We start from the raw sequence: 18,620 nt of genomic DNA on the forward strand, positions 1-18,620 counted from the left end.
CTGTTGGAGCCTTCCATGCGCCCGGTAATCGCGCTTCTCCTTGGACTGAGCCTGTTCGTCGGCGCTTGCGATAAGCGAGCCGCCGCGCCGGAGCAAGCCGCCGTGACCGAGGACGGCACCGTCCCCGACGTCGCCGCCCCCGCCAACAACGCCGCCCCCGAAGCGGCGGCCAAGGTCGATCGCAGCCACAAGGGCGAGGCGATGCCGACCTACAAGTTCCAGGATGGCGCGGGGAAGGCGGTGACGCTGGCCGAGTTCCGCGGCAAGCCGGTGCTGGTCAACCTGTGGGCGACATGGTGTGCGCCGTGCGTGCGCGAGATGCCGACGCTCGATGCGCTGACGGCGCGGGAGAAGGCGGCGCTGCACGTCCTGACGGTGTCGCAGGACATGGAGCTGGCCAAGGTCCAGCCGTTCCTGACCGAGCGCAAACTTGCCAATCTGATCGCCTATCGCGACGCCGATTTGCAGTTTACGACCGGCATGAATCTCAGCCTGCCGACGACGATCCTGTACGATGCGACGGGCAAGGAAGTGTGGCGGGTGACCGGCGGCATGGACTGGGCCGGTGCCGAGGCCGCGAAGCTGATTGGCGAGGCGAAGGGGTAACTCCTCCCGCAAACGTCACCCCAGCGCAGGCTGGGGTCTCCTGGTAGTAGCGCCCGGCTGGAGCCGCACCAGACCCCAGCCTGCGCTGGGGTGACATTGCATGACGGGCGGCAGGGGTGTGTACTGTTCCTCTTACCGATCCGGCGCGCGTTCCGCGGGCGGCACCCCCGCCCCCTCACCCGGCGCATCGTCGTCGAAATTCTCGCCCTGCGCACCGCCACCGGCATTGGCGCCGCTGCCATGGACTTCGCCATTGGCGGCGACGAAGGCGCGGCGGCCCGCTTCGGGCGGAATGTCGCGGCTGTCATCGGTCGGAGCGGCGCTGACGGGGCGTGCCTCGGCAGCGGCCTGTTCCGCCTGTCGCTCGCGATCATATTCCTGCCCCGAATAGCCGCTTGGCCGGTCGAAGGCGTTCAGCGGTTCGGTGCGATCCGGATCGACCTTGGGATGGGCGGGGGTGTCGGCCATGGCAATTCTCCTTGCCCGACATAACCGCTCGCGATCAGGCGACGTTCCCTGCCGCCGGCGGTTTGGCACGCGGTTCGAACCGGTCGCGCAGGCGCAGGCCGATGAACAGCATCGTCGGCCAGAACATGGTGTTGAGGATGTCGAGCGACGTATCCTCCCACCGCCACGACCCCCAATAAATGCGGTCGAGCACCTCATTGGCCAGTTCGGCCAGCGCGACGACGGCCAGCGGCACCGGTGTCGACAGGCGATAGCCGGTGACGATGCGGGTGATCAGCAGCACCGCCATGCCGGCATGGACATGGAGCAGGCTGTCGGCCATGCCGGTGCCGTCGCCGATCGCCTGAATCATCCGGGCGTAGAGAGCGGGAATATCCATCGCTGCCCGATGGACCGCACGGCCGCGAGTCACAAGTGGTTTGCGCTAATCCCGGTTAAGCCGTGCGGTCACCTGCGGGTCGAGGACCGACATGATGAAATAGGCGCCGGCCTGTTTGACGCGCGCCCACCATCCCGACCGTGCGCGGTGCAGTTGCCGCGTCACCCGCTGCGAATGGGCGACCTCGCCATCCATATAGGCGCGCAGATGCGCCGCGAACGCTGCATCCTCGACCCGCAGCATCAGTTCCATGTTCAGGAACATCGAGCGCATGTCGAAATTGGCCGATCCGATATGCACCGCATCATCGGCAATGAAGAGTTTGGTATGCAGCTTCGTCGGCTGATATTCGTACACCTCGATCCGGTGGCGCAGCAGGTTGCGATAGGTGAAGCGCGCCGCGAGCAGCGCGATCGCATGGTCGGTCTTCGCGGGAACGACGATCCGCAGGCGGGTCCGCTTTGCCGCCTTGTCCAGCCGCCGGGTCATCAACGGCCCCGGCGCGAAATAGGCGGCGATCATGTCGATGCGCTCGCTGGTGCGGATTTCGTGCTTCACCGTCCGCGCCCATGGCGACAGCCGCCGCGACGGCCCGCCGAGCAGCCAGCGGATCGGCCCGCTCTCCTCGCTCCATTCGCGCAGCATCCGCGACAATTTGCGAAGCGGCGCGCCCGGCAGCGCGGTCCACGCCTTCAGCGCGTCGAAATAGCCGGCTAGCCGCCCCGCCGCCGGCCCCTCGACCAGCAGCCCCAGATCGCGCCATGCCTGTTGCTCGACCGTGCCGAAATAGGCGTCCTCGATATTGAAGCCGCCGACGATCACCCGCAGGTCGTCGGCCAACGCCAGCTTCTGATGATTGCGCAGCAGATAGCGCCGCCCGATCCGCGGCACGAACACGCAGACGTCGCCGCCGGCCTCGCGCAACGGTCCGAAGAAGCCGCGACTCGCCGCCGCCTCGGCGCCCAGCCCGTCGACGATCAGCGCGACCCGCACCCCGCGCCGGGCCGCTTCGACCAGCGCGTCGCGCACGCGCGTGCCGGCACTATCCTCTTCCCAGATATAGAACAGGATGCGCAGCGACCGGCGCGCACCGGCGATCAGCGCCAGCAACGCATCGAGTCGCGCCGGTCCTTCGGTCAGCAGCGTCAGGCGGTTTCCGGCCACGGTGAAAGTCGGTTCGCCCGCGCCGTCCATGTCCTCTCCCATCCGTTGTCATGGCGTAACGGCCGGCGCGCGGGCGAGTTTCATTGACTTTGCGGAGGGCGACGGTTACACGGCCTGCTTTCCGATACCCTCCGTTTTTGCAAGGAAGGCGTTTCATGGCGCGCGTCACCGTCGAGGATTGCGTCGACAAGATCCCCAACCGTTTCGACCTGGTGCTGATGGCCGCGCAGCGCGCCCGCCAGATTTCGGGCGGTGCCGAACTGACCCTCGATCGCGACCGCGACAAGAATCCGGTCGTGGCGCTGCGCGAGATCGCCGAGGAAAACATCACTCCGGACCATCTGCGTGAATCGGTCATCACCTCGATGCAGAAGGTGCAGATCGACGACGAAGAGGCACCGGACGAACTGGGTTCGCTGGCCGCGTCGGCAGAGGCGCTGCGCCTCACCGCCGCCGCGCCGCCGCGCAACCAGAATGTCGGTGGCGATTACGACGGCTGAGGCGGTCGGATCGACGAGACACAAGGGGCGGTCCTGCGGGGCCGCCCTTTTTGTTTTGGCTCCGTCCCGGGGAACAACCGTTCGTGCTGAGTAGGGGCTGAGCGAAGTCGAAGACTCGTATCGAAGCACCCGCGACCAACGGTCCTTCGATACGCCATTTCGACTTTGCTCAATGGCTACTCAGGACGAACAGACCGGGCGGGATCGAAGCCTTATTCCCGCCGCGCGCCCGCGCGGCTGCCCAGCGCGTCGAGCGCATCGGCATTGCGCCGCCCCCAATCGTAGAGCAGCGTCACCGGCTCGACGAAGCGCCGGCCCAGCGCCGTCAGGCGATATTCGACGGCGGGCGGCATCACCGCCTGTATCTCACGCTCGATCAGGCCGATCGCCTCCATCTCGCGCAGCGTCTGCGTCAGCATCTTCTTGGAGATGCCCGGCAGGCTGCGCAGCAGCACGCCGGTCCGCGCCACCCCGCCGTGGCGGGCGTGGAGCGTGTGCAGCACCATGCTGGTCCATTTGGTCGCGAACAGCGACAGGACGCGGCGCGGGGCGCAATCCTCGCGCCATTCGGCTTCGTCCGATCCGGGTTGCATGACTGGGTACCTTCTGGTGCCTGGGGGCGGGACCGGTGCCGTCTTCAACCCCGGTGTAATCGTGCCTAGCTGGCTGACTTCGTTCGACAAGGGAAGTTTGGATATGACGAAGACGGCTTTGGTGGTGGGAGCAAGCGGCATCGTCGGCAGCGCGACCGCGACGCTGCTGAACGCGCAAGGGTGGACGGTGCATGGTCTCGCCCGCCGCCCGGTCGCGCAGGACGGCGTGCTGCCGGTCGTCGCCGACCTGTCCGATGCGGAAGGAACGCGCACGGCGCTCGCCGACCTGCGTCCCGACGCGGTGTTCGTCACCACCTGGGCGCGGCAGGACAGCGAGGCGGAGAATATCCGCGTCAACGGCGCGATGGTGCGCAACCTGCTCGACGCCCTGCCCGCGCCCGACCGTCCGCGCCATGTCGCGCTGGTCACCGGCCTTAAACATTATCTGGGGCCGTTCGAAGCCTATGGGCAGGGCACGCTGCCGCAGACGCCGTTCCGCGAGGAGCAGCCGCGGCTCGACATCGCCAATTTCTATTATGCGCAGGAGGACGAACTGTTCGCCGCCGCCGCGCGCGACGGCTTTACGTGGAGCGTCCACCGTCCGCACACCGTGATCGGCAAGGCGGTCGGCAATGCGATGAACATGGGCACGACGTTGGCGGTCTATGCGACGCTGTGCCGCGACGCGGGCCGGCCGTTCGTCTTCCCTGGATCGGCGGCGCAGTGGCAGGGGCTGACCGACATGACCGATGCCGGGCTGCTCGCCGAACATCTGTTGTGGACGGCACAGACCGACGCCGCGCACGATCAGGCGTTCAACGTCGTCAATGGCGACGTCTTTCGCTGGCAATGGATGTGGGAACGCATCGCCGACTGGTTCGGAGTCGAGGCCGCGCCCTTCAACGGCACGGTCCGTCCGCTCGCCGCGCAGATGGCCGACGATGCGCCACGCTGGGCAGCGATCGCCGCGCGCCACGGGCTGGCCGAGGCCGATCTGCACCGCCTCGCTTCGCCATGGCATACCGACGCCGACCTCGGCCGCCCGATCGAGGTCGTCGCCGACATGTCGAAAAGCCGGCGGCTGGGCTTCACCGGCTATCGTGCGACCGACGACGCGTTCTTCGCCTTGTTCGAACGGCTGCGCGCCGACCGGATCATTCCGTGATGTCGCCCGGGGACGGTTCGCCCGTCCCCGCCCCGGCGCCCGCCGGCACGTCGCGCCGCCCCTTGAAGTTCGTCGCGATCACATACCATTCGGACGAGTCCTTGCGGCTCGCCGGTGGCTTGGCATGTTTCACCGCCTGGAAATTACGCTTCAGTTCGGCGACCAGTTCGTTGTCGGCCCCGCCCGCCAGCACCTTGGCAACGAAATCGCCGCCGGGACGCAAGATTTCGCAGGCGAACATCACCGCCGCCTCGACCAGTGCCATGGTGCGCAGGTGATCGGTCTGCGGATGGCCGACGGTGTTCGCCGCCATGTCGGAAAGGACGAGGTCCGCCTCTCCGTCCAATTCCTCGCGCAGCCGTTCGGGCGCGTGATCGGCGAGGAAGTCCATCTGCAGGATGGTCACGCCGTCGATCGGGTCGACCGGCAACAGGTCGATGCCGACGACGGTGCAGTCGGGCCGCACCTTGCGCACGACCTGCGTCCAGCCGCCCGGCGCGATGCCGAGATCGACGACCCGCTTTACGCCCCGCAGCAGCTTGAAGCGTTCGTCGAGTTCGATCAGCTTGTACGCGGCACGGCTGCGATAGCCCTCCGCGCGCGCCTTCTTCACATAGGGGTCGTTCAACTGGCGTTCGAGCCAGCGTGTCGACTGGGCCGAGCGCGATCGTGCGGTGCGCACGCGCTGCCGGCCGGGGGGGCTTCCGCGGGTCATCGGGTTCCTGCCATCAAACGGCGCAGGATCCCTTCGCGAATCCCACGGTCGGCGATCCCTAGCCGCTCGGCAGGCCAGAGCGCCAGAATCGTTTCAAGGATCGCGCAGCCCGCGACCACCAGATCGGCGCGCTCGCTGCCGATACACGGCACCGTGCCCCGCTGCGCGAGGTCCATCCCCGCCAGCCGCTGGCTGACCGCCAGCATCGCATCGGCCGGCACGATCAGCCCGTCGATCTGCGACCGGTCGTAGGCGGGCAGGCCCAGATGGACGCTCGCCAGCGTCGTCACCGTGCCGCTGGTGCCGAGCAGGCGGCGCGGCTGGTCGGTCGTCGGCAGGCGTTTGGCGAAGGGCGCAAAACTTTCCTCGACGCATTCCCGCATCCGCGCATAGGCGCCCGACGCCATCGGCGCGGCGCGGCCGCCGCCGAGACTCTCGGTCAGCGACACCACGCCCCATGGCGCTGAATGCCAGTCGAGCACGCGCGGCACCGGCCCGGTAGCATCGAGCAGCACCAGCTCGGTCGATCCGCCACCGATATCGAACACCAAAGCGGGGCCGGTGCCGGGTTCGAGTAGCGCGTGACAACCAAGGACCGCAAGGCGCGCCTCTTCCTCGGCGGTGATGATGTCGAGGTGGATGCCGGTCTCCGCCAGCACGCGCTCGACAAAGGCCGGGCCGTTGCTCGCGCGACGGCACGCCTCGGTCGCGACCGAGCGGGCGAGCGTCACGTCGCGACGCTTGAGTTTCTCGGCGCAGATCTTCAGCGCGGCGACGGTGCGGTCCATTGCCAGATCGGACAGGCGACCGGTCGCCGCCAGCCCCTCGCCCAGCCGCACGATCCGCGAGAATGCGTCGACGACGGCGAAGCCGTCCCCCTGCGGCCGGGCGATCAGCAGCCGGCAGTTATTGGTGCCCAGGTCGAGCGCGGCATAATGACGCGCGCCCGGCCAGCGCGGGCGCGCTGGCGTATTCGGTGCCGGGCGGGAAGCGCCACGCGCTCCCCGGTGCGGCAACCGGGCGGACATATCCCCCATGCCGTCACTCGCTTTATGTTCTATCCGTCACGGCCGAACGCCGCTCGGTGTCTGACAGACAACCTAGCGAAGCCGGTCGCGATCGACAAGGCGTTGCGACGAATCGCATGATTCGGCGTTGACACGCTTCCCGGTCCAGCCTATCGGACCGCCCTCGCTGCGACGCTGCCCTGTCGTCTAAAGGTAAGACCACGGACTCTGACTCCGTTAATTGAGGTTCGAATCCTCACGGGGCATCCAGCGACCTGTCCATCGACATCGAAACCGGACCTCCGTGACAGGAGCAGTCTGTGGGCGGCATGCGCTTCGGTCTCGACCGGCCGTTCGGCTCCTACCACCCCGCAGATTGGCGTTGCGCAATCGGCCGGATCAGGCACTTACTAGCTATTCGATGACAATTGCGCGGGAGGATGCTGCAATTCCGCGTGCGATCGCATTGCAAGCTTCCGTTGGCGCACGATCCGTTGCGCGACGGCATGCCGCGAACGGCATCGTTCGCCACGGCCGAACGCACCCTGACAAGAAGGCCGGCAAATCGGTATGACCCACCAGACAGCGTGTATGCCGAATGTGTAACCGCACCGCGTCCCGCCCCGCACGACGGCAAAGATGGTACGCCGTCCCTGACGCGGCAGGGCATGCCGCATACGGATCGTTGTCCTTGGGGCGGGTCGCATGAGCGGCGGTGACGTACGGCTGGTGACGGCCGCGGTCGCGGGTATCGCACTGGCGATCGTCATGATCGTGCGCGGCCGGCTACACCCCTTTATCGGCCTGTTGTGCGGCGCCTTCACGGTCGGGCTGCTCGCCGGACTGCCGCTGATCGACACGGCCAAGGCGGTACAGAAAGGGGTAGGCGACATCATCGGCGGCACCGGGCTGGTGGTATCGCTCGGCCTGTCGCTCGGCGCGATGCTGCAATTGTCGGGGGCGGCAGCGTCGCTCGCGACCGGCGCGTTGCGGCTGACCGGTCCGCGCGCGGCGCCATGGGCGACGCTCGGCATTGCGATCGTCATCGGTCTGCCGCTGTTCTTCGAAACGGGGCTGGTGCTGCTGCTGCCGATCGTCGTCGCGGCCGCGAAAGAAATGGCTGCCGATGCGGATCCGGCTGCACGGGACAGCGCCAAGTTGCGGCTGATCATGCCTGCGCTCGCCGGCTTGGGCGTGGTTCATGCGCTTGTGCCGCCGCACCCGGGGCCGTTGCTGGCCGTTGAGACGTTGAACGCCAATCTCGGGCTGACCATGTTGTACGGCACGCTGATCGCGATCCCGGTCGCGATCCTATCCGGGCCGGTGCTTGCGCGTTTCGTGACGCCGGGGATCAGACTGGCCGAGCCGGTCCCGAGCGATCCGATCAGCCAGCTTGCGACCCCATCCCGTAGCAGGGCGCTGTTCATCGTCCTGCTGCCGATCGCCCTGATCGCGGCGGGCGAACTCGGCAAGCTGGTGCCGGGCCTCAAAGGGTCGATGCTGCTCGACGCGGCGGCCAATCCCGTCATCGCGCTGCTTCTTGCCAATCTGCTGGCGATGCCACTCCTGTTCGGACGGCGCTTTCGGGAGGCGGGTGTCCAGGAGTCGATCTGGCATCAGACGATGGGTGCGGCCGGTGCGATCCTGCTCGCGATCGGTGCCGGCGGCGCGCTGAAGCAGGTGCTGGTCAGCGCCGGCCTGTCCGATCTGCTCGCCCGTACCGTCATGGCCTATTCGATATCGCCGTTGCTGCTTGGCTGGCTGATCGCGGTCGGCATCCGTCTGGCCGCAGGATCGGCGACCGTCGCCACGATCACCGCGGTCGGGGTGATGCCGGGCGTGGTTGCCGCCTCCGGCGCCGCACCGGAGCTGGTCGTGCTGGCGATCGGCGCGGGTTCGGTGTTCTTCAGCCATGTCAACGATCCGGGCTTCTGGCTGGTCAAGGGCTATATGGGCACCAGTACCGCGGACACCTTTCGGACATGGTCGCTGCTGGAAACGGTGATCTCGGTCGCCGGGCTCATCTTCGTTATCGGCCTCAGCTACATCGTCTGATCCGGGCGAGAACGGCCGCGCGCCCCGGACCAGAGAACGGCGGCCGGGGACGATGTTCTCAAGGCGCCTTCGATATGCGGACCTCCGATACGCGAAGCGAACCACCGCTCGCATTCAGGTTCAACCTCGCCGCATTCGATGGTGCCGTGATGCGTTCGGACAGCACGCCGTCACCATCGTTGACGAACACTTCGATCGAGGCGGTATCGAGGAAGATGCTGACCGTCACCCTGCCGCCAGCGGCGTCGCACGGGATGCTGCGATTCTGGCGCCACGCGGCATGGTCGGGTGCGTCGGGGCCGCTGGTGTCGCGCTTCACGAACAGCCGGTTGTCGCGCAGTTCGAAACCGATCTGCGTGAAATAGCCGTCGCCGCCACGCACCGACAGCCATGCCCCGCCCGGCCAGTCGGCTCCGACGCGCGACAGCGTCAGATCGATCCGCCCGGCAACGATTTCGGCGCCAGCGGGCCAGACATAGTCGCTGCCGTCGGTGATCGTCTGATCCGTGCCAATGACCGCCGTTTGGAAGACGCTGTTCTGCGCCGCGATCGGCGTCATGCGCAGGCGGGACGCGCCCCCGGCGGTGCGTTGCAGGCGGAGGTGCCGGACCATGCTCAGCTGCCCGCGATAGCCCGCGGGGGCGGACGACTGGTTGGCATAGGCCCAGTTGTTCATCCAGCCGATCGTCCATGCCCCGGCCAGCGGGTCGGCGGCCAGCGCATCCTGCCACGCCACCGCGGCATAATAATCGGCCCCGCCGTCGAGCCACTGGCCAGCCGCACTGTCCGCGGTGAAGCCGGTCCCGTCGAAGCTGCCGACCCAGTAATAGGTGCCGCCGGTAAAGCCGCTGCCCGTCCCGTCCCCACCGACGAGCAACACCCATTTGTCGACGCTCGTCGTCCCGTCCGCTTCGTACAGATGCAGCGGGAAGAGGTGTGAACATTCCATCACGCCGCCGACCAGCGTCGACAGGAAGCCGCTGGCATAGCTCCACTGCTTCAGATCGGCGGAGGTGTAGAAACCGATCTTCCCCTCCTCCGACAGGGTCATCACCCAGCGCGCCGTGGGCGCGTGCCAGAACACGGTCGGATCGCGGAACGGCTTGTTGCCTGGGAAATTGGGATGGACGATCGCGTGAAAGGCAAAGCTTGCCCCATTGTCGCGCGAATACCACAAGGCCGTCGACTGGTTCTGTCCGGCGGCGTTGTCGGCGGGCATCGTCGCCAGCGCGATCAGCGTGCCCGCCCCGAAGCCGGCGGTGTTGTTCGTGTCGATCACCGCGCTGCCGCTCCACACATCGCCGAACGAGGTCGTGCGCCGGGGGATCGACACGCCGCGATCGGTCCATGTGACCAGATCGGTCGAGGTCCAGCGCCGCCATTCGGTACCGCCGTTCGGCCAGGTCGGATTGTAGAGCGCCCACATCGTCCAGCCATCGCCGATGCGCACCGGACGCTGCGGATCGTTGATCCACCCGCCATCGGGCGCGGCGATGTGATAGCGGGGCCGGCCGCTGACGGTCGTGGCGGTCGGGGTCGGCGTCGGGCCGGGCGCAGGAGTCGGCGCCGGACCGGCGACGGAGACCAGTCCCCCGCCCCCGTCCCCCGATGCCCCGCAGGCGGGCAGGATGGGTAGGGTCGCGATCAGGCCGAGCGTCTGACGTCGTGAAACGATCGAATTCATGGCAAAAATCCTCTCCGCGCGCGGCGGATGGCCGCGCGGCATGGTTCGCGCGTCGCCTGTGCCGGCGGTTCGCGCGGGATGGTGGTAGTGCAAGCGCGACGGCGCGACGGTGCGCGCCGCTGCCGGGTGTTACATCTTGAAGCGGACGCCGAGGCTGAAATACCGGCCCTCGATCCGCAGGTCGCGGCCGAACGATTGGGTTTCGTTGTAGAAGCGGTAGTTCTTGAACGGCTGCGCCAGGATGTTGCTCACATTGGCGACCAGCGAGATATTCCTGAACGCGTCATAGCTGGCCGAAAAATCGAGGCGGGAGATCGGCTGCACCAATTCGCCCGCATATTGTTCTTCGTTGATGTTGCGATTGTAGCTGGTGACGTGACGCGACCGCCAGTTGTACGACAGCCGGGCCGAGATTCCGGCCTTTTCGTAGAAGCCGGTCAGGTTGTACGCCCATTTCGACAGGCCGGTGATCTCGACCTGACGATCGCCCTCGCCCAGCACCTGCGGCAACTGGTTGGTCCCGTCGAGATAGGTGACATTGCCCTGCACGCCGAACCCCGACAGGGCACCGGGCAGGAAGTCGAAGAAGGTCTGCAGCGACGCCTCGACGCCCTTGATCCGGCCGTCGCCGGCATTCTCCGGTCGGTTGAGCTGCACCCGGCCATAGACGGGATCGTTCACCACCTGCGTATAATAGCCGATGAAGCCGTTAAGATCGCGGTAGAAGGCAGCGACCGACGCCGATCCGTTCTTCGAGAAATACCATTCGAGCGATGCGTCGTAATTCTTGGACGTCAGCGGGCGGAGGTCGGGATTGCCGCCGAACCCGGTCGCGTCGAAGACCGGCGGCGTCCCATCCGGCCCGACGCTGTTACGGGTGATATTGATCGACGGGTTGAGCTGGCCGAAGCCCGGCCGGGTCCGCGTCTGGGTATAGCCGAGCCGCATCTGCCATTCGTTCGAGAAGCGGACCCGGGCGATGGCCGACGGCAGCACATCGACATAATTCTGCCGCGTGGTGCTCGGCACGATGCCGACCGTGCCGTCGGCGGCCTGCACCCGGCTGAACCCGCGATAGGTGCCGTCGGTATTGACGATGCGCGCGCCGACGGTGCCGTCGACCCGCACCCCGCCCACATCCATATCGAACTTGCCCTGGCCATAGGTCGCATAGCTCGCCTCGCTGGCGGTGAAGCCGCCCAGCGGATCGAACGGGATTTCCTCCGTCGCGAACTTCGTCACCGCCTCGCGGATGCCATTATCCCATGGGAACAGCACCGTCGCGCGCTGCACCGACTGCAACGCCAGCAGCCGCAGCGCCTCGCCATTGTCGCGTATCCCTTCGCGGCTGGGCGCCAGCCAGTTCTGGAACCGCTGCGGATCGCCGCGGAAGCCGTCGGTGATCAGGCCCAATGGGCCGCTCGGCAGGCTGTCGAGCGCGATGTTCAGCCCGGCGGTATAGGCATAGCGGTTATTGTTCTGCGAAGACGCGTTGCGGTCGCTGGCGCGAAATCCGAATTGCAGGCGCGGCAGCCATGCCCAGTCGGTTTCGAGGTCGAGGTCGACCCGACCCTGCACCCCGTCCCCCTTGGTCACGAAATCGCGCTGATAATAGCCGCGCCAGCGGGTGTTGGCGGGGTCGTCAATGGCATAGCCACCCAGGTCGAACACCGCCGATCCGCGCACGTCCCAGTCGACATTGATCGTCGGGGCCGAGGCGAGCTGCGCGTCGAGGCTGTATTCCGACGCCTGATACTTGCTGTTGGTATAGGCGAAGTCGCCCGACAGGATCGCGCGGCCGGTGGTCCATTTGAAACCGGTCGCCGCTTGCCACGTATCGGTGCGGTCATTCTGGGTCGAGCGATAGAATTCGGGGACATAGCCGCCAGTCTTGGTAAAGCTCGCGGCCTTGTCCGGCTCGCCCTCCACCAACACGACGTTGCTGAGCGTCGGGGCGACGCCGTTCGCGTCGCGGCGTTCGAAATTGACGTTGAACGCGTCGCGCAGCACCTCGCCACGATAGGCCTGCCACAGCCCCTCGGCGAAGAGTTCGAGGTTCGGGATCGGGCGCCACTGGATCGTCCCGTTCACCGCCGGGCGATGGCGTACGCCCTTTTCGTAGAAATTGCCGGCATTGGCGGGAAAGCGGAAATCATTGCCGACGCCGGGTGTCGTGACCGTCAGGTCGTCGGCAGCGTCGTTCGCCCCGAACCCGCGCGGCGAGATGACGGCGGAATCGGCATAGCGATCGGCGTTGCGATAGGTGGTGCGGACATAGCTGACGTTAATCAGCGCGCCGATCTCGCCGATGGGCGTATCCCAGCGCTTGGTCAGCAGCAGATTGCCCGCCGGGTCGAACGCCTTGGCCTGATCGTTGTACGATGCACGAAGCTCGCCTGCGATCTCGGTATCCTTGACGTCGAACGGACGGCGCGAGCGCAGATTGACGAGGCCGGCCAGCCCCGGTTCGATCAGGTCGGACGTGCCCGACTTATACACCTCGATCCCCGCCGCGACGCCCGCCGGAAAGTCCTGAAGATGCAGCACCCGGTCTTCGGCCGAGAAGAATTCGCGTCCGTTGAAGGTCGTGGCGACGTCGGGCAGCCCGCGCACCAGGATCACGCCGGCTTCGTCATTATAGCGCTGCACGGTAACGCCGGTGACGCGCGCGATCGCTTCGGCGGCGTTGTTGTCGGGCAGCTTGCCGATGTCGTTCGACACGATCGCGTCGACGATCGAGGACGAATTGCGCTTGATCTCCTGCGCCGATCCCAGCGCCGCGCGATATCCGGTGACGATGATATCGGCACCGCCGTCATTTTCCGGCGCAGCCTCCGCCTCGGCCTGCGCGGTGCCGTCCTGCGCGGCGGCAGGGATCGCGGCCAGCGGGATCAGCGCACTGGATGTCAAAAGGGCAAGCAAGGTCTTCGGCATAAATCCTCCCAGATTTCCGTTATTTTTATCGGTAATGGTCGTCGTGCTTCGGCCGGGCGTTCAGCCCGGTGCGATCGTCCCGGTCATGGCCGCGGTCCCCCGTTCATCGGCCATGCCTGCATCGTCAGCTTCGCGCTGCCGCCGCGCGCACTGGCGCTCCAGCGCAACTGCCCGCCGCCGCGAAAGAAGCGGTCGGTGATGGTGCGCGTGCCGTCGCCGACAAAGACTTCGAGGATCGACTGGTCGGCCAGCACCCGCAACCGGACGCGCCTGCTCTTCAGGTCGACCGGCGCGACATGGCGGTTGGCGAAGCCGTCGTGAAAATGCGGCCCCGACCGGGTACGGTCGACGAACACCTCGTCCACCCCCGGATTCACCCCGACCAGCGTCTGATAGCCCTGTTCGTCGGTCAGCGCGATCGTGACCTGTTCGGCGGTGCCCGTTTCGAGGTCGAGCATCAGATCCGCCGAACCGCCCGCGACCGGCAGGTCGACCGGCGTCTCGCCCAGCGTACCGGCGAACGCCTGCGACGCGCCCCGCAGGCTCGCCACCTCGCGCACCGGCGCCTGCGCGATGCGATAGCCGGCCGGCGTCTTCTTCAGCGTCACCTCGCGCGGCACCGTCATCAGCCCGCGCGCCGGCCAGGTCGGGATCGCCTCGGCATAGCGCCAGTCGTTCGCCCATCCGATCCAGATCCGGCGCGGGTCGTCCTTGGGCAGGTCGTTCCATGACACGGCGGCATAGAAATCCGCGCCGTAATCCATCCACTGCGCCTCGCCCGGCCAGCCGGGAACGGGTGTGAAGCGTCTGCCGTCGAAATCGCCGACGAAATACTGACCGCCCGAACCGCCGCCCGCGGCATTGTCGCCCAAATTGATGCCCAGCACCCAGCGCTTCTCGCCGGGCGCGCCGCCCTCGACCGGCAGTTCGAACAGGTCGGGACATTCCCAGTTCTTGCCGCGCCCGCCGGCCGGTCCGAAGCTGCTGGCGAAACTCCATTGCTTCAGGTCGGGTGAGGTGAACAGCACGGCGCGGTTCTCCAGCGCCATCACCGCGACCATCACCCAACGCTTCGTGGCTGCGTGCCAGAACACCTTGGGATCGCGAAACTCGGGCGATCCGACGCTCAGCACCTCGCCATGCACCGTCCACGTCCGGCCGCGGTCATTGCTATAGGCGACATATTGCGACTGCAGCTTCGCCTTCGGGTTATGGCCGGTATAGATCGCGACCAGCGGCGGCTTGCCGTTCCTGCCGAACCCGGTCGTGTTGTTCCAGTCGACCACTGCGCTGCCCGAAAACGCCATGACGTCGGCGGTTTCGGGGATGGCGATCGGCAGTTCCTCCCAATGCACCAGATCGCGGCTGACCGCATGGCCCCAGTTCATATGGCCCCAGCGGTCGCCATGCGGATTATACTGGAAGAACAGATGATATTCCCCGTCATAATAGACGAGGCCGTTGGGGTCGTTCATCCAGTTGCGCGCGGGCGCGAAGTGATAGGTCGGGCGCGGATCGGGCCGCTGGGCCGATGCAGCGGTGGCAAGGGCAAGGCCGGTCATGGCGAGGATCGCGAGCCGCTTCATACCGCCCGCCCCTGCAGGTCCATGTCCTCCAGCGCGACACCGTTGGTCTCGGGCATCACCCGCACCGTCCACAGCAGCTGCAACAGCATCATCGCGCCGAAAAAGGCGAAGACCCATCCACCGACCGCGCTCGCCACGATCGGAAACAGCCAGGTGATCGCCGCCGCCGCGACCCAATGGGTCGTCGATCCCAGCGCCTGGCCCTTGCCGCGCACGGCGCTCGGGAAGACTTCGGAGATGAAGACCCAGATCACCGCGCCCTGGCTGATCGCGAAGGCGGCGATGAAGGCGAGCAGGCCGCCGAGGATCAGCGTGCCGTTCGGAACGCTGCGCTCGAGCTGCCATCCGACCAGCAACAGCGCGGCGGCGCAGACGATCGATCCGACGAACAGCAGCGGGCGGCGGCCGAACCGGTCGATGAAGAACAGGGCGGCGACGGTGAACAACAGGTTCGTGCCGCCGACCGCGATCGACTGGAGCAGCGCGCTGTCCGCCCCGGCGCCGGCCAGTTCGAAGATGCGCGGCGCATAATAGAGCAGCGCGTTGATGCCCGACAGCTGGTTGAACATCGCAATGGCGATCGCGCAGGCGACCGGGAAGCTATGCGCCGGCTGGAACAGCCGTGCGTCGGCCTGTCCGGCGTCGCGCCGTTCGGCGGCTTCGATCCTCGCCAGTTCGGCCTCGGGATCGAGGAACCCTAGCCGCGTCATCACCTGCGTCGACTTCGCCCGTTCTCCCTGCACCGCCAGCCAGCGGGGGCTTTCCGGCAGGAGGAAGGTCACGGCGAGGAACAGCGCGGACGGCACCGCGACGATGCCGAACATCCAGCGCCACGCCGTTTCGGGCGGAAGCGCCTGCGCGATCAGATAGTTGCTGAGGAACGCGATCAGGATGCCGAGCACGATGTTCAGCTGGTTCATCGCCACCAGCCGCCCGCGAAACTTCGCGGGCGATACTTCGGCGATATAGATCGGCGTGACCACCGACGCCGCGCCGATGGCGAGGCCGCCGAGGAAGCGGAAGGCGATCAGCATCGGCCAGCTCTGTGCGAGACCCGTGCCCAGCGACGACACGACATAGGCGATCGCGACCGACAACATGATCGCCTTGCGCCCATAGCGATCGGCGGGCGCGCCGGTGACCAGCGACCCGATCACCGTCCCGATCAGCGCCGATGCCACGGTGAAGCCGAGCGACGCATCGGTCAGCGCGAAACGTTCCTGCAACGCCTGTGTCGCGCCCGATATGACGGCGGTGTCGAAGCCGAACAACAGCCCGCCCAGCGCCGCCCCCGCCGCGCTCAATATGATGGCGGTCGTCGCCCGTGCATCGTCCACATCCTGCCGGGTGTCCGGCGTCGCGATGCTATGCATCGACCGTCTCCTTGTTCGCATGAAAGGGTTCGGCCATGCGCCAGTGCATCGGCCATTGGCGGGTCGCCGTCCGGTAGGCGAGCGCCAGCGCACCGGTCAGCCCCGCCGAAGCGCCCGCCGTCGGCGCGGCGATATAGTCGTCCATGTCGATCGTCCGCATGCTGGCGTCATAGCCGGCGAGCCGGGCGACCAGCGCCGCACGCACGCGGGCATACATGGGCGGCTGCATCACCCCGCCACCGACGATGATCCGATCGGGGCGGATGACATAGGTAAGCGTCGCGCACAGAGCGGCGATATAGTCCGCCTCGATCGGCCATGCGGGGTGATCGGCCGGAAGCCGTTCCGCCGGCACGCCCCAGCGCGCGGCCATCGCCGGTCCGCAGGCCAGTCCTTCGAGGCAATCGCCATGGAACGGGCAGATACCGGCAAAGCCGTCGTCGCCGGGCGCACGCGGCACGGCGATATGCCCCGCCTCGGGATGGTTCGCGCCGCCATGCGGCACGCCGCCGATCAGCAGCCCGACCCCGATCCCGGTGCCGATGGTGACATAGCAGAAGCTGTCGAGCCCCTGGCCGCTGCCGAACAGGCGCTCCCCCACCGCGGCGCAGTTGACGTCGGTGTCGAGCGTTATCGGCGCTTCGACCGTCTGCCGCAGATGACCGAGCAGGTCGATATTCTCCCAACCCGGCTTCGGGGTCGAGGTGATGTGCCCGTAATCGCCGGCAAGGGGGTTGAGCGACAACGGTCCGAAGCTGCCGACCGACACGGCCGACAGGTCGCCGTGAACGCGCTGCGCATCGCGGAAAAACGCGCTGGCCGCGCCCAGCGTCTCGACAGGAGTCGTGGTCGCGATCCGGGTTTCGGCGAGGATCTTGCCATCGCGGTCGGCGACGGCGCACAGGAACTTGGTGCCCCCCGCCTCGATCGCGCCGAGCAGCAGTGGCTCGCTCACCACTCGTATCCCGCCGGTCCTGCACGCTGCAAAATCGTCGCCATCGTCACTCTCCCATCATCTGCCGCTGTTACGGTCGATGGCACTAAATCTACTAGTGTGATTTAGTTGGTCAAGGGCGAATTTTTCGCCTTTTCAACAGTTTGGCGCACAATCGTTTGTGGTTAGCGATACCAGAGGGTTTTCTTTGGCTGCCGTCGCACTCCCAGATTTAGTCAGCCGCGCTTGAACAAGCTGCTGAGATCAGGCGCATATTGCGCGTGGAGCGGCAACAGTCCCGCGCCGATCGCCGCTGCCTGTCGTCCCAGCGTGCCGATTCGCAATTCGGGTGCGAAGAAATCGGGCGGGGCATGTTCGCCCAGCTGCCGTTCGACCATCGCCGCGATCTCGGCCAGTTCCTCCGGCGGCAGGGATCCGTCGAGGATGACCGCCTCGAGATCGAGCAGGCTGTTCGCGCCGGAGATCGCGAACGCCAATGCCTCGGCACATCGCCGTCGCCAGCCCTCCAACGCGCCCGGGGTGGTCGCCCGATCCCGGTCATAGAGCGACGCATGGTGGATCAGCGAATCGCGCCGCCCCCCCGCCAGGACCGGCATCGACGCCAGCGCGCCGGCATTGCCATGCCGCCCCTGCACCACCTGCCCGCCGAGGACGAGGCCGCCGCCGACAAAGGTGCCGAGGTTGATGAGCAGATAGTTCTGGAGATCGGCCCCCGCCCCGCACAACAGATGCGCCAGCGCCGCCGCATTGCCGTCATTGTCGAAAAAGGTCGGCCATTGCAGCCCGGCACGCAACCGGTCGGCAACGTCACCGCGGCGCCATTCCTCGGCCTGATCTTCCGAAATGCCGAGTTCGTCGCGCCATTCGCCCAGAAACCACGGCATCGCGATGCCGATGCCCAGAAAGGTACTGGGATCGCGCAGCGACGCCGGCAGATGTTCCTGCAGGAACCGGTCGATCCGTTCCACGGCCAGGTCGATGGTCGGAAAGGCGCCGGCATCGCAACGGACCGCACGCTGCTGCCCGTCAAAGTCGAGCGACACCAACGTCATCGCGTTGCGGCCAATCTCCACGCCGACCGTATAGCCGCGCGCGCCGTTGATCCGATAGACCGTGGCCGGCTGCCCCATGCCACCGGTGCGCTTCTCGGCTTGAAACAGCAATCCGTCGCTGTCGAGTTCGTCGATGATCCGGACCACGGCCTGCGGCGACAGTCCCGTCAGCCGTGCGATCTCGGCCTTGGACGCGCCGTTCGATCGCCGGATCGCCGACAGGATCAGCCGTTCGTTATACCGGCGCATCCCACTCGCGTTCGTGCCCTTTCGCACCATATGCATATGGGCATCCGCTCCATTTCGGCCTTCGTTATCGCCTTGTGATACACAAGATTTCGCGGGGAGTACCGTTTCGTGCCGTAATTTATGTCCGCGGCCGGC

General features: G+C 66.8%; 16 protein-coding genes and 1 tRNA gene. 5 read left to right on the forward strand and 12 right to left on the reverse strand.

Translation table 11 applies throughout. From position 1 onward, the window contains the following. Window positions 1-15 precede the first annotated feature (15 nt). Window positions 16-606, forward strand: coding sequence for a TlpA family protein disulfide reductase (locus tag MF607_RS14285; RefSeq protein ID WP_242119946.1), 591 nt, complete (start codon window positions 16-18; stop codon window positions 604-606). Between the two features lie 132 nt (window positions 607-738). On the opposite strand, the gene MF607_RS14290 is transcribed toward MF607_RS14285, so the two are convergent. From MF607_RS14290 to MF607_RS14300, 3 genes are read right to left on the reverse strand one after another with little or no spacing between them, the layout of a single operon-like run. Next, the gene (locus MF607_RS14290; RefSeq protein ID WP_242119948.1) at window positions 739-1,074 is read right to left on the reverse strand and encodes a hypothetical protein; all 336 of its coding nucleotides are present in this window, start codon (window positions 1,072-1,074) and stop codon (window positions 739-741) included. Between the two features lie 34 nt (window positions 1,075-1,108). Continuing rightward, complete coding sequence (locus tag MF607_RS14295) at window positions 1,109-1,453, reverse strand: hypothetical protein (protein WP_242119950.1); 345 nt, start codon at window positions 1,451-1,453, stop codon at window positions 1,109-1,111. Between the two features lie 45 nt (window positions 1,454-1,498). Further along, on the reverse strand, window positions 1,499-2,647 hold the full coding sequence (locus tag MF607_RS14300; protein WP_242119952.1) for a phospholipase D-like domain-containing protein: 1,149 nt from the start codon (window positions 2,645-2,647) through the stop codon (window positions 1,499-1,501). 125 nt (window positions 2,648-2,772) lie between these two features. Here MF607_RS14300 and rpoZ point away from each other — a divergent pair, with 125 nt between their 5' ends. Further along, complete coding sequence (gene rpoZ / locus MF607_RS14305; RefSeq protein WP_055758348.1) at window positions 2,773-3,117, forward strand: DNA-directed RNA polymerase subunit omega; 345 nt, start codon at window positions 2,773-2,775, stop codon at window positions 3,115-3,117. Between the two features lie 212 nt (window positions 3,118-3,329). On the opposite strand, the gene MF607_RS14310 is transcribed toward rpoZ, so the two are convergent. Beyond that, complete coding sequence (locus tag MF607_RS14310; RefSeq protein WP_242119954.1) at window positions 3,330-3,710, reverse strand: winged helix-turn-helix transcriptional regulator; 381 nt, start codon at window positions 3,708-3,710, stop codon at window positions 3,330-3,332. A gap of 103 nt (window positions 3,711-3,813) precedes the next feature. Between MF607_RS14310 and MF607_RS14315 the strand changes: the two genes are divergently transcribed. Continuing rightward, window positions 3,814-4,875, forward strand: a complete 1,062-nt coding sequence (locus MF607_RS14315) for an SDR family oxidoreductase (protein WP_242119956.1) — start codon at window positions 3,814-3,816, stop codon at window positions 4,873-4,875. Here MF607_RS14315 and MF607_RS14320 read toward each other — a convergent pair. Together MF607_RS14320 and MF607_RS14325 are read right to left on the reverse strand one after the other, a co-directional pair. Beyond that, window positions 4,865-5,590 (reverse strand): RlmE family RNA methyltransferase, encoded by a 726-nt coding sequence (locus MF607_RS14320; protein WP_242119958.1) that lies wholly within the window; start codon window positions 5,588-5,590, stop codon window positions 4,865-4,867. The two genes, MF607_RS14315 and MF607_RS14320, sit on opposite strands and share 11 nt — an antisense overlap. Next, the gene (locus tag MF607_RS14325) at window positions 5,587-6,627 is read right to left on the reverse strand and encodes a Ppx/GppA phosphatase family protein (RefSeq protein WP_242119960.1); all 1,041 of its coding nucleotides are present in this window, start codon (window positions 6,625-6,627) and stop codon (window positions 5,587-5,589) included. Before MF607_RS14325 ends, MF607_RS14320 begins: the two co-directional genes overlap by 4 nt. Before the next feature lie 166 nt (window positions 6,628-6,793). Between MF607_RS14325 and MF607_RS14330 the strand changes: the two genes are divergently transcribed. Next, window positions 6,794-6,867: transfer RNA gene (locus tag MF607_RS14330), tRNA-Gln, on the forward strand. A gap of 435 nt (window positions 6,868-7,302) precedes the next feature. Continuing rightward, entirely contained in the window at window positions 7,303-8,652 is a 1,350-nt protein-coding gene (locus MF607_RS14335; protein ID WP_242119962.1) for a GntP family permease, read from the forward strand. Between the two features lie 58 nt (window positions 8,653-8,710). Here MF607_RS14335 and MF607_RS14340 read toward each other — a convergent pair whose 3' ends face one another. The 6 genes from MF607_RS14340 to MF607_RS14365 all read right to left on the reverse strand — a co-directional run bounded on the left by MF607_RS14340 (window position 8,711) and on the right by MF607_RS14365 (window position 18,485). Then, on the reverse strand, window positions 8,711-10,336 hold the full coding sequence (locus MF607_RS14340; protein ID WP_242119964.1) for a glycoside hydrolase family 32 protein: 1,626 nt from the start codon (window positions 10,334-10,336) through the stop codon (window positions 8,711-8,713). Between the two features lie 129 nt (window positions 10,337-10,465). Continuing rightward, window positions 10,466-13,270, reverse strand: coding sequence for a TonB-dependent receptor (locus tag MF607_RS14345; RefSeq protein WP_242119966.1), 2,805 nt, complete (start codon window positions 13,268-13,270; stop codon window positions 10,466-10,468). Window positions 13,271-13,353: 83 nt separating this feature from the next. Further along, window positions 13,354-14,856, reverse strand: coding sequence for a glycoside hydrolase family 32 protein (locus MF607_RS14350; RefSeq protein ID WP_242119968.1), 1,503 nt, complete (start codon window positions 14,854-14,856; stop codon window positions 13,354-13,356). Then, window positions 14,853-16,229: a sugar porter family MFS transporter gene (locus MF607_RS14355; RefSeq protein WP_242119970.1), complete on the reverse strand. Its 1,377-nt coding sequence runs from the start codon at window positions 16,227-16,229 to the stop codon at window positions 14,853-14,855. Before MF607_RS14355 ends, MF607_RS14350 begins: the two co-directional genes overlap by 4 nt. Next, window positions 16,222-17,184 (reverse strand): ROK family protein, encoded by a 963-nt coding sequence (locus MF607_RS14360; RefSeq protein WP_242119972.1) that lies wholly within the window; start codon window positions 17,182-17,184, stop codon window positions 16,222-16,224. Before MF607_RS14360 ends, MF607_RS14355 begins: the two co-directional genes overlap by 8 nt. A gap of 215 nt (window positions 17,185-17,399) precedes the next feature. Beyond that, window positions 17,400-18,485 carry an ROK family transcriptional regulator gene (locus MF607_RS14365; RefSeq protein WP_242119974.1) on the reverse strand — a complete coding sequence of 362 codons (1,086 nt, stop codon included), beginning with the start codon at window positions 18,483-18,485 and terminating at the stop codon, window positions 17,400-17,402. Window positions 18,486-18,620: the final 135 nt, after the last annotated feature.

It is taken from the genome of Sphingomonas lacusdianchii, assembly GCF_022664395.1.
GTDB lineage: Bacteria > Pseudomonadota > Alphaproteobacteria > Sphingomonadales > Sphingomonadaceae > Sphingomonas > Sphingomonas lacusdianchii.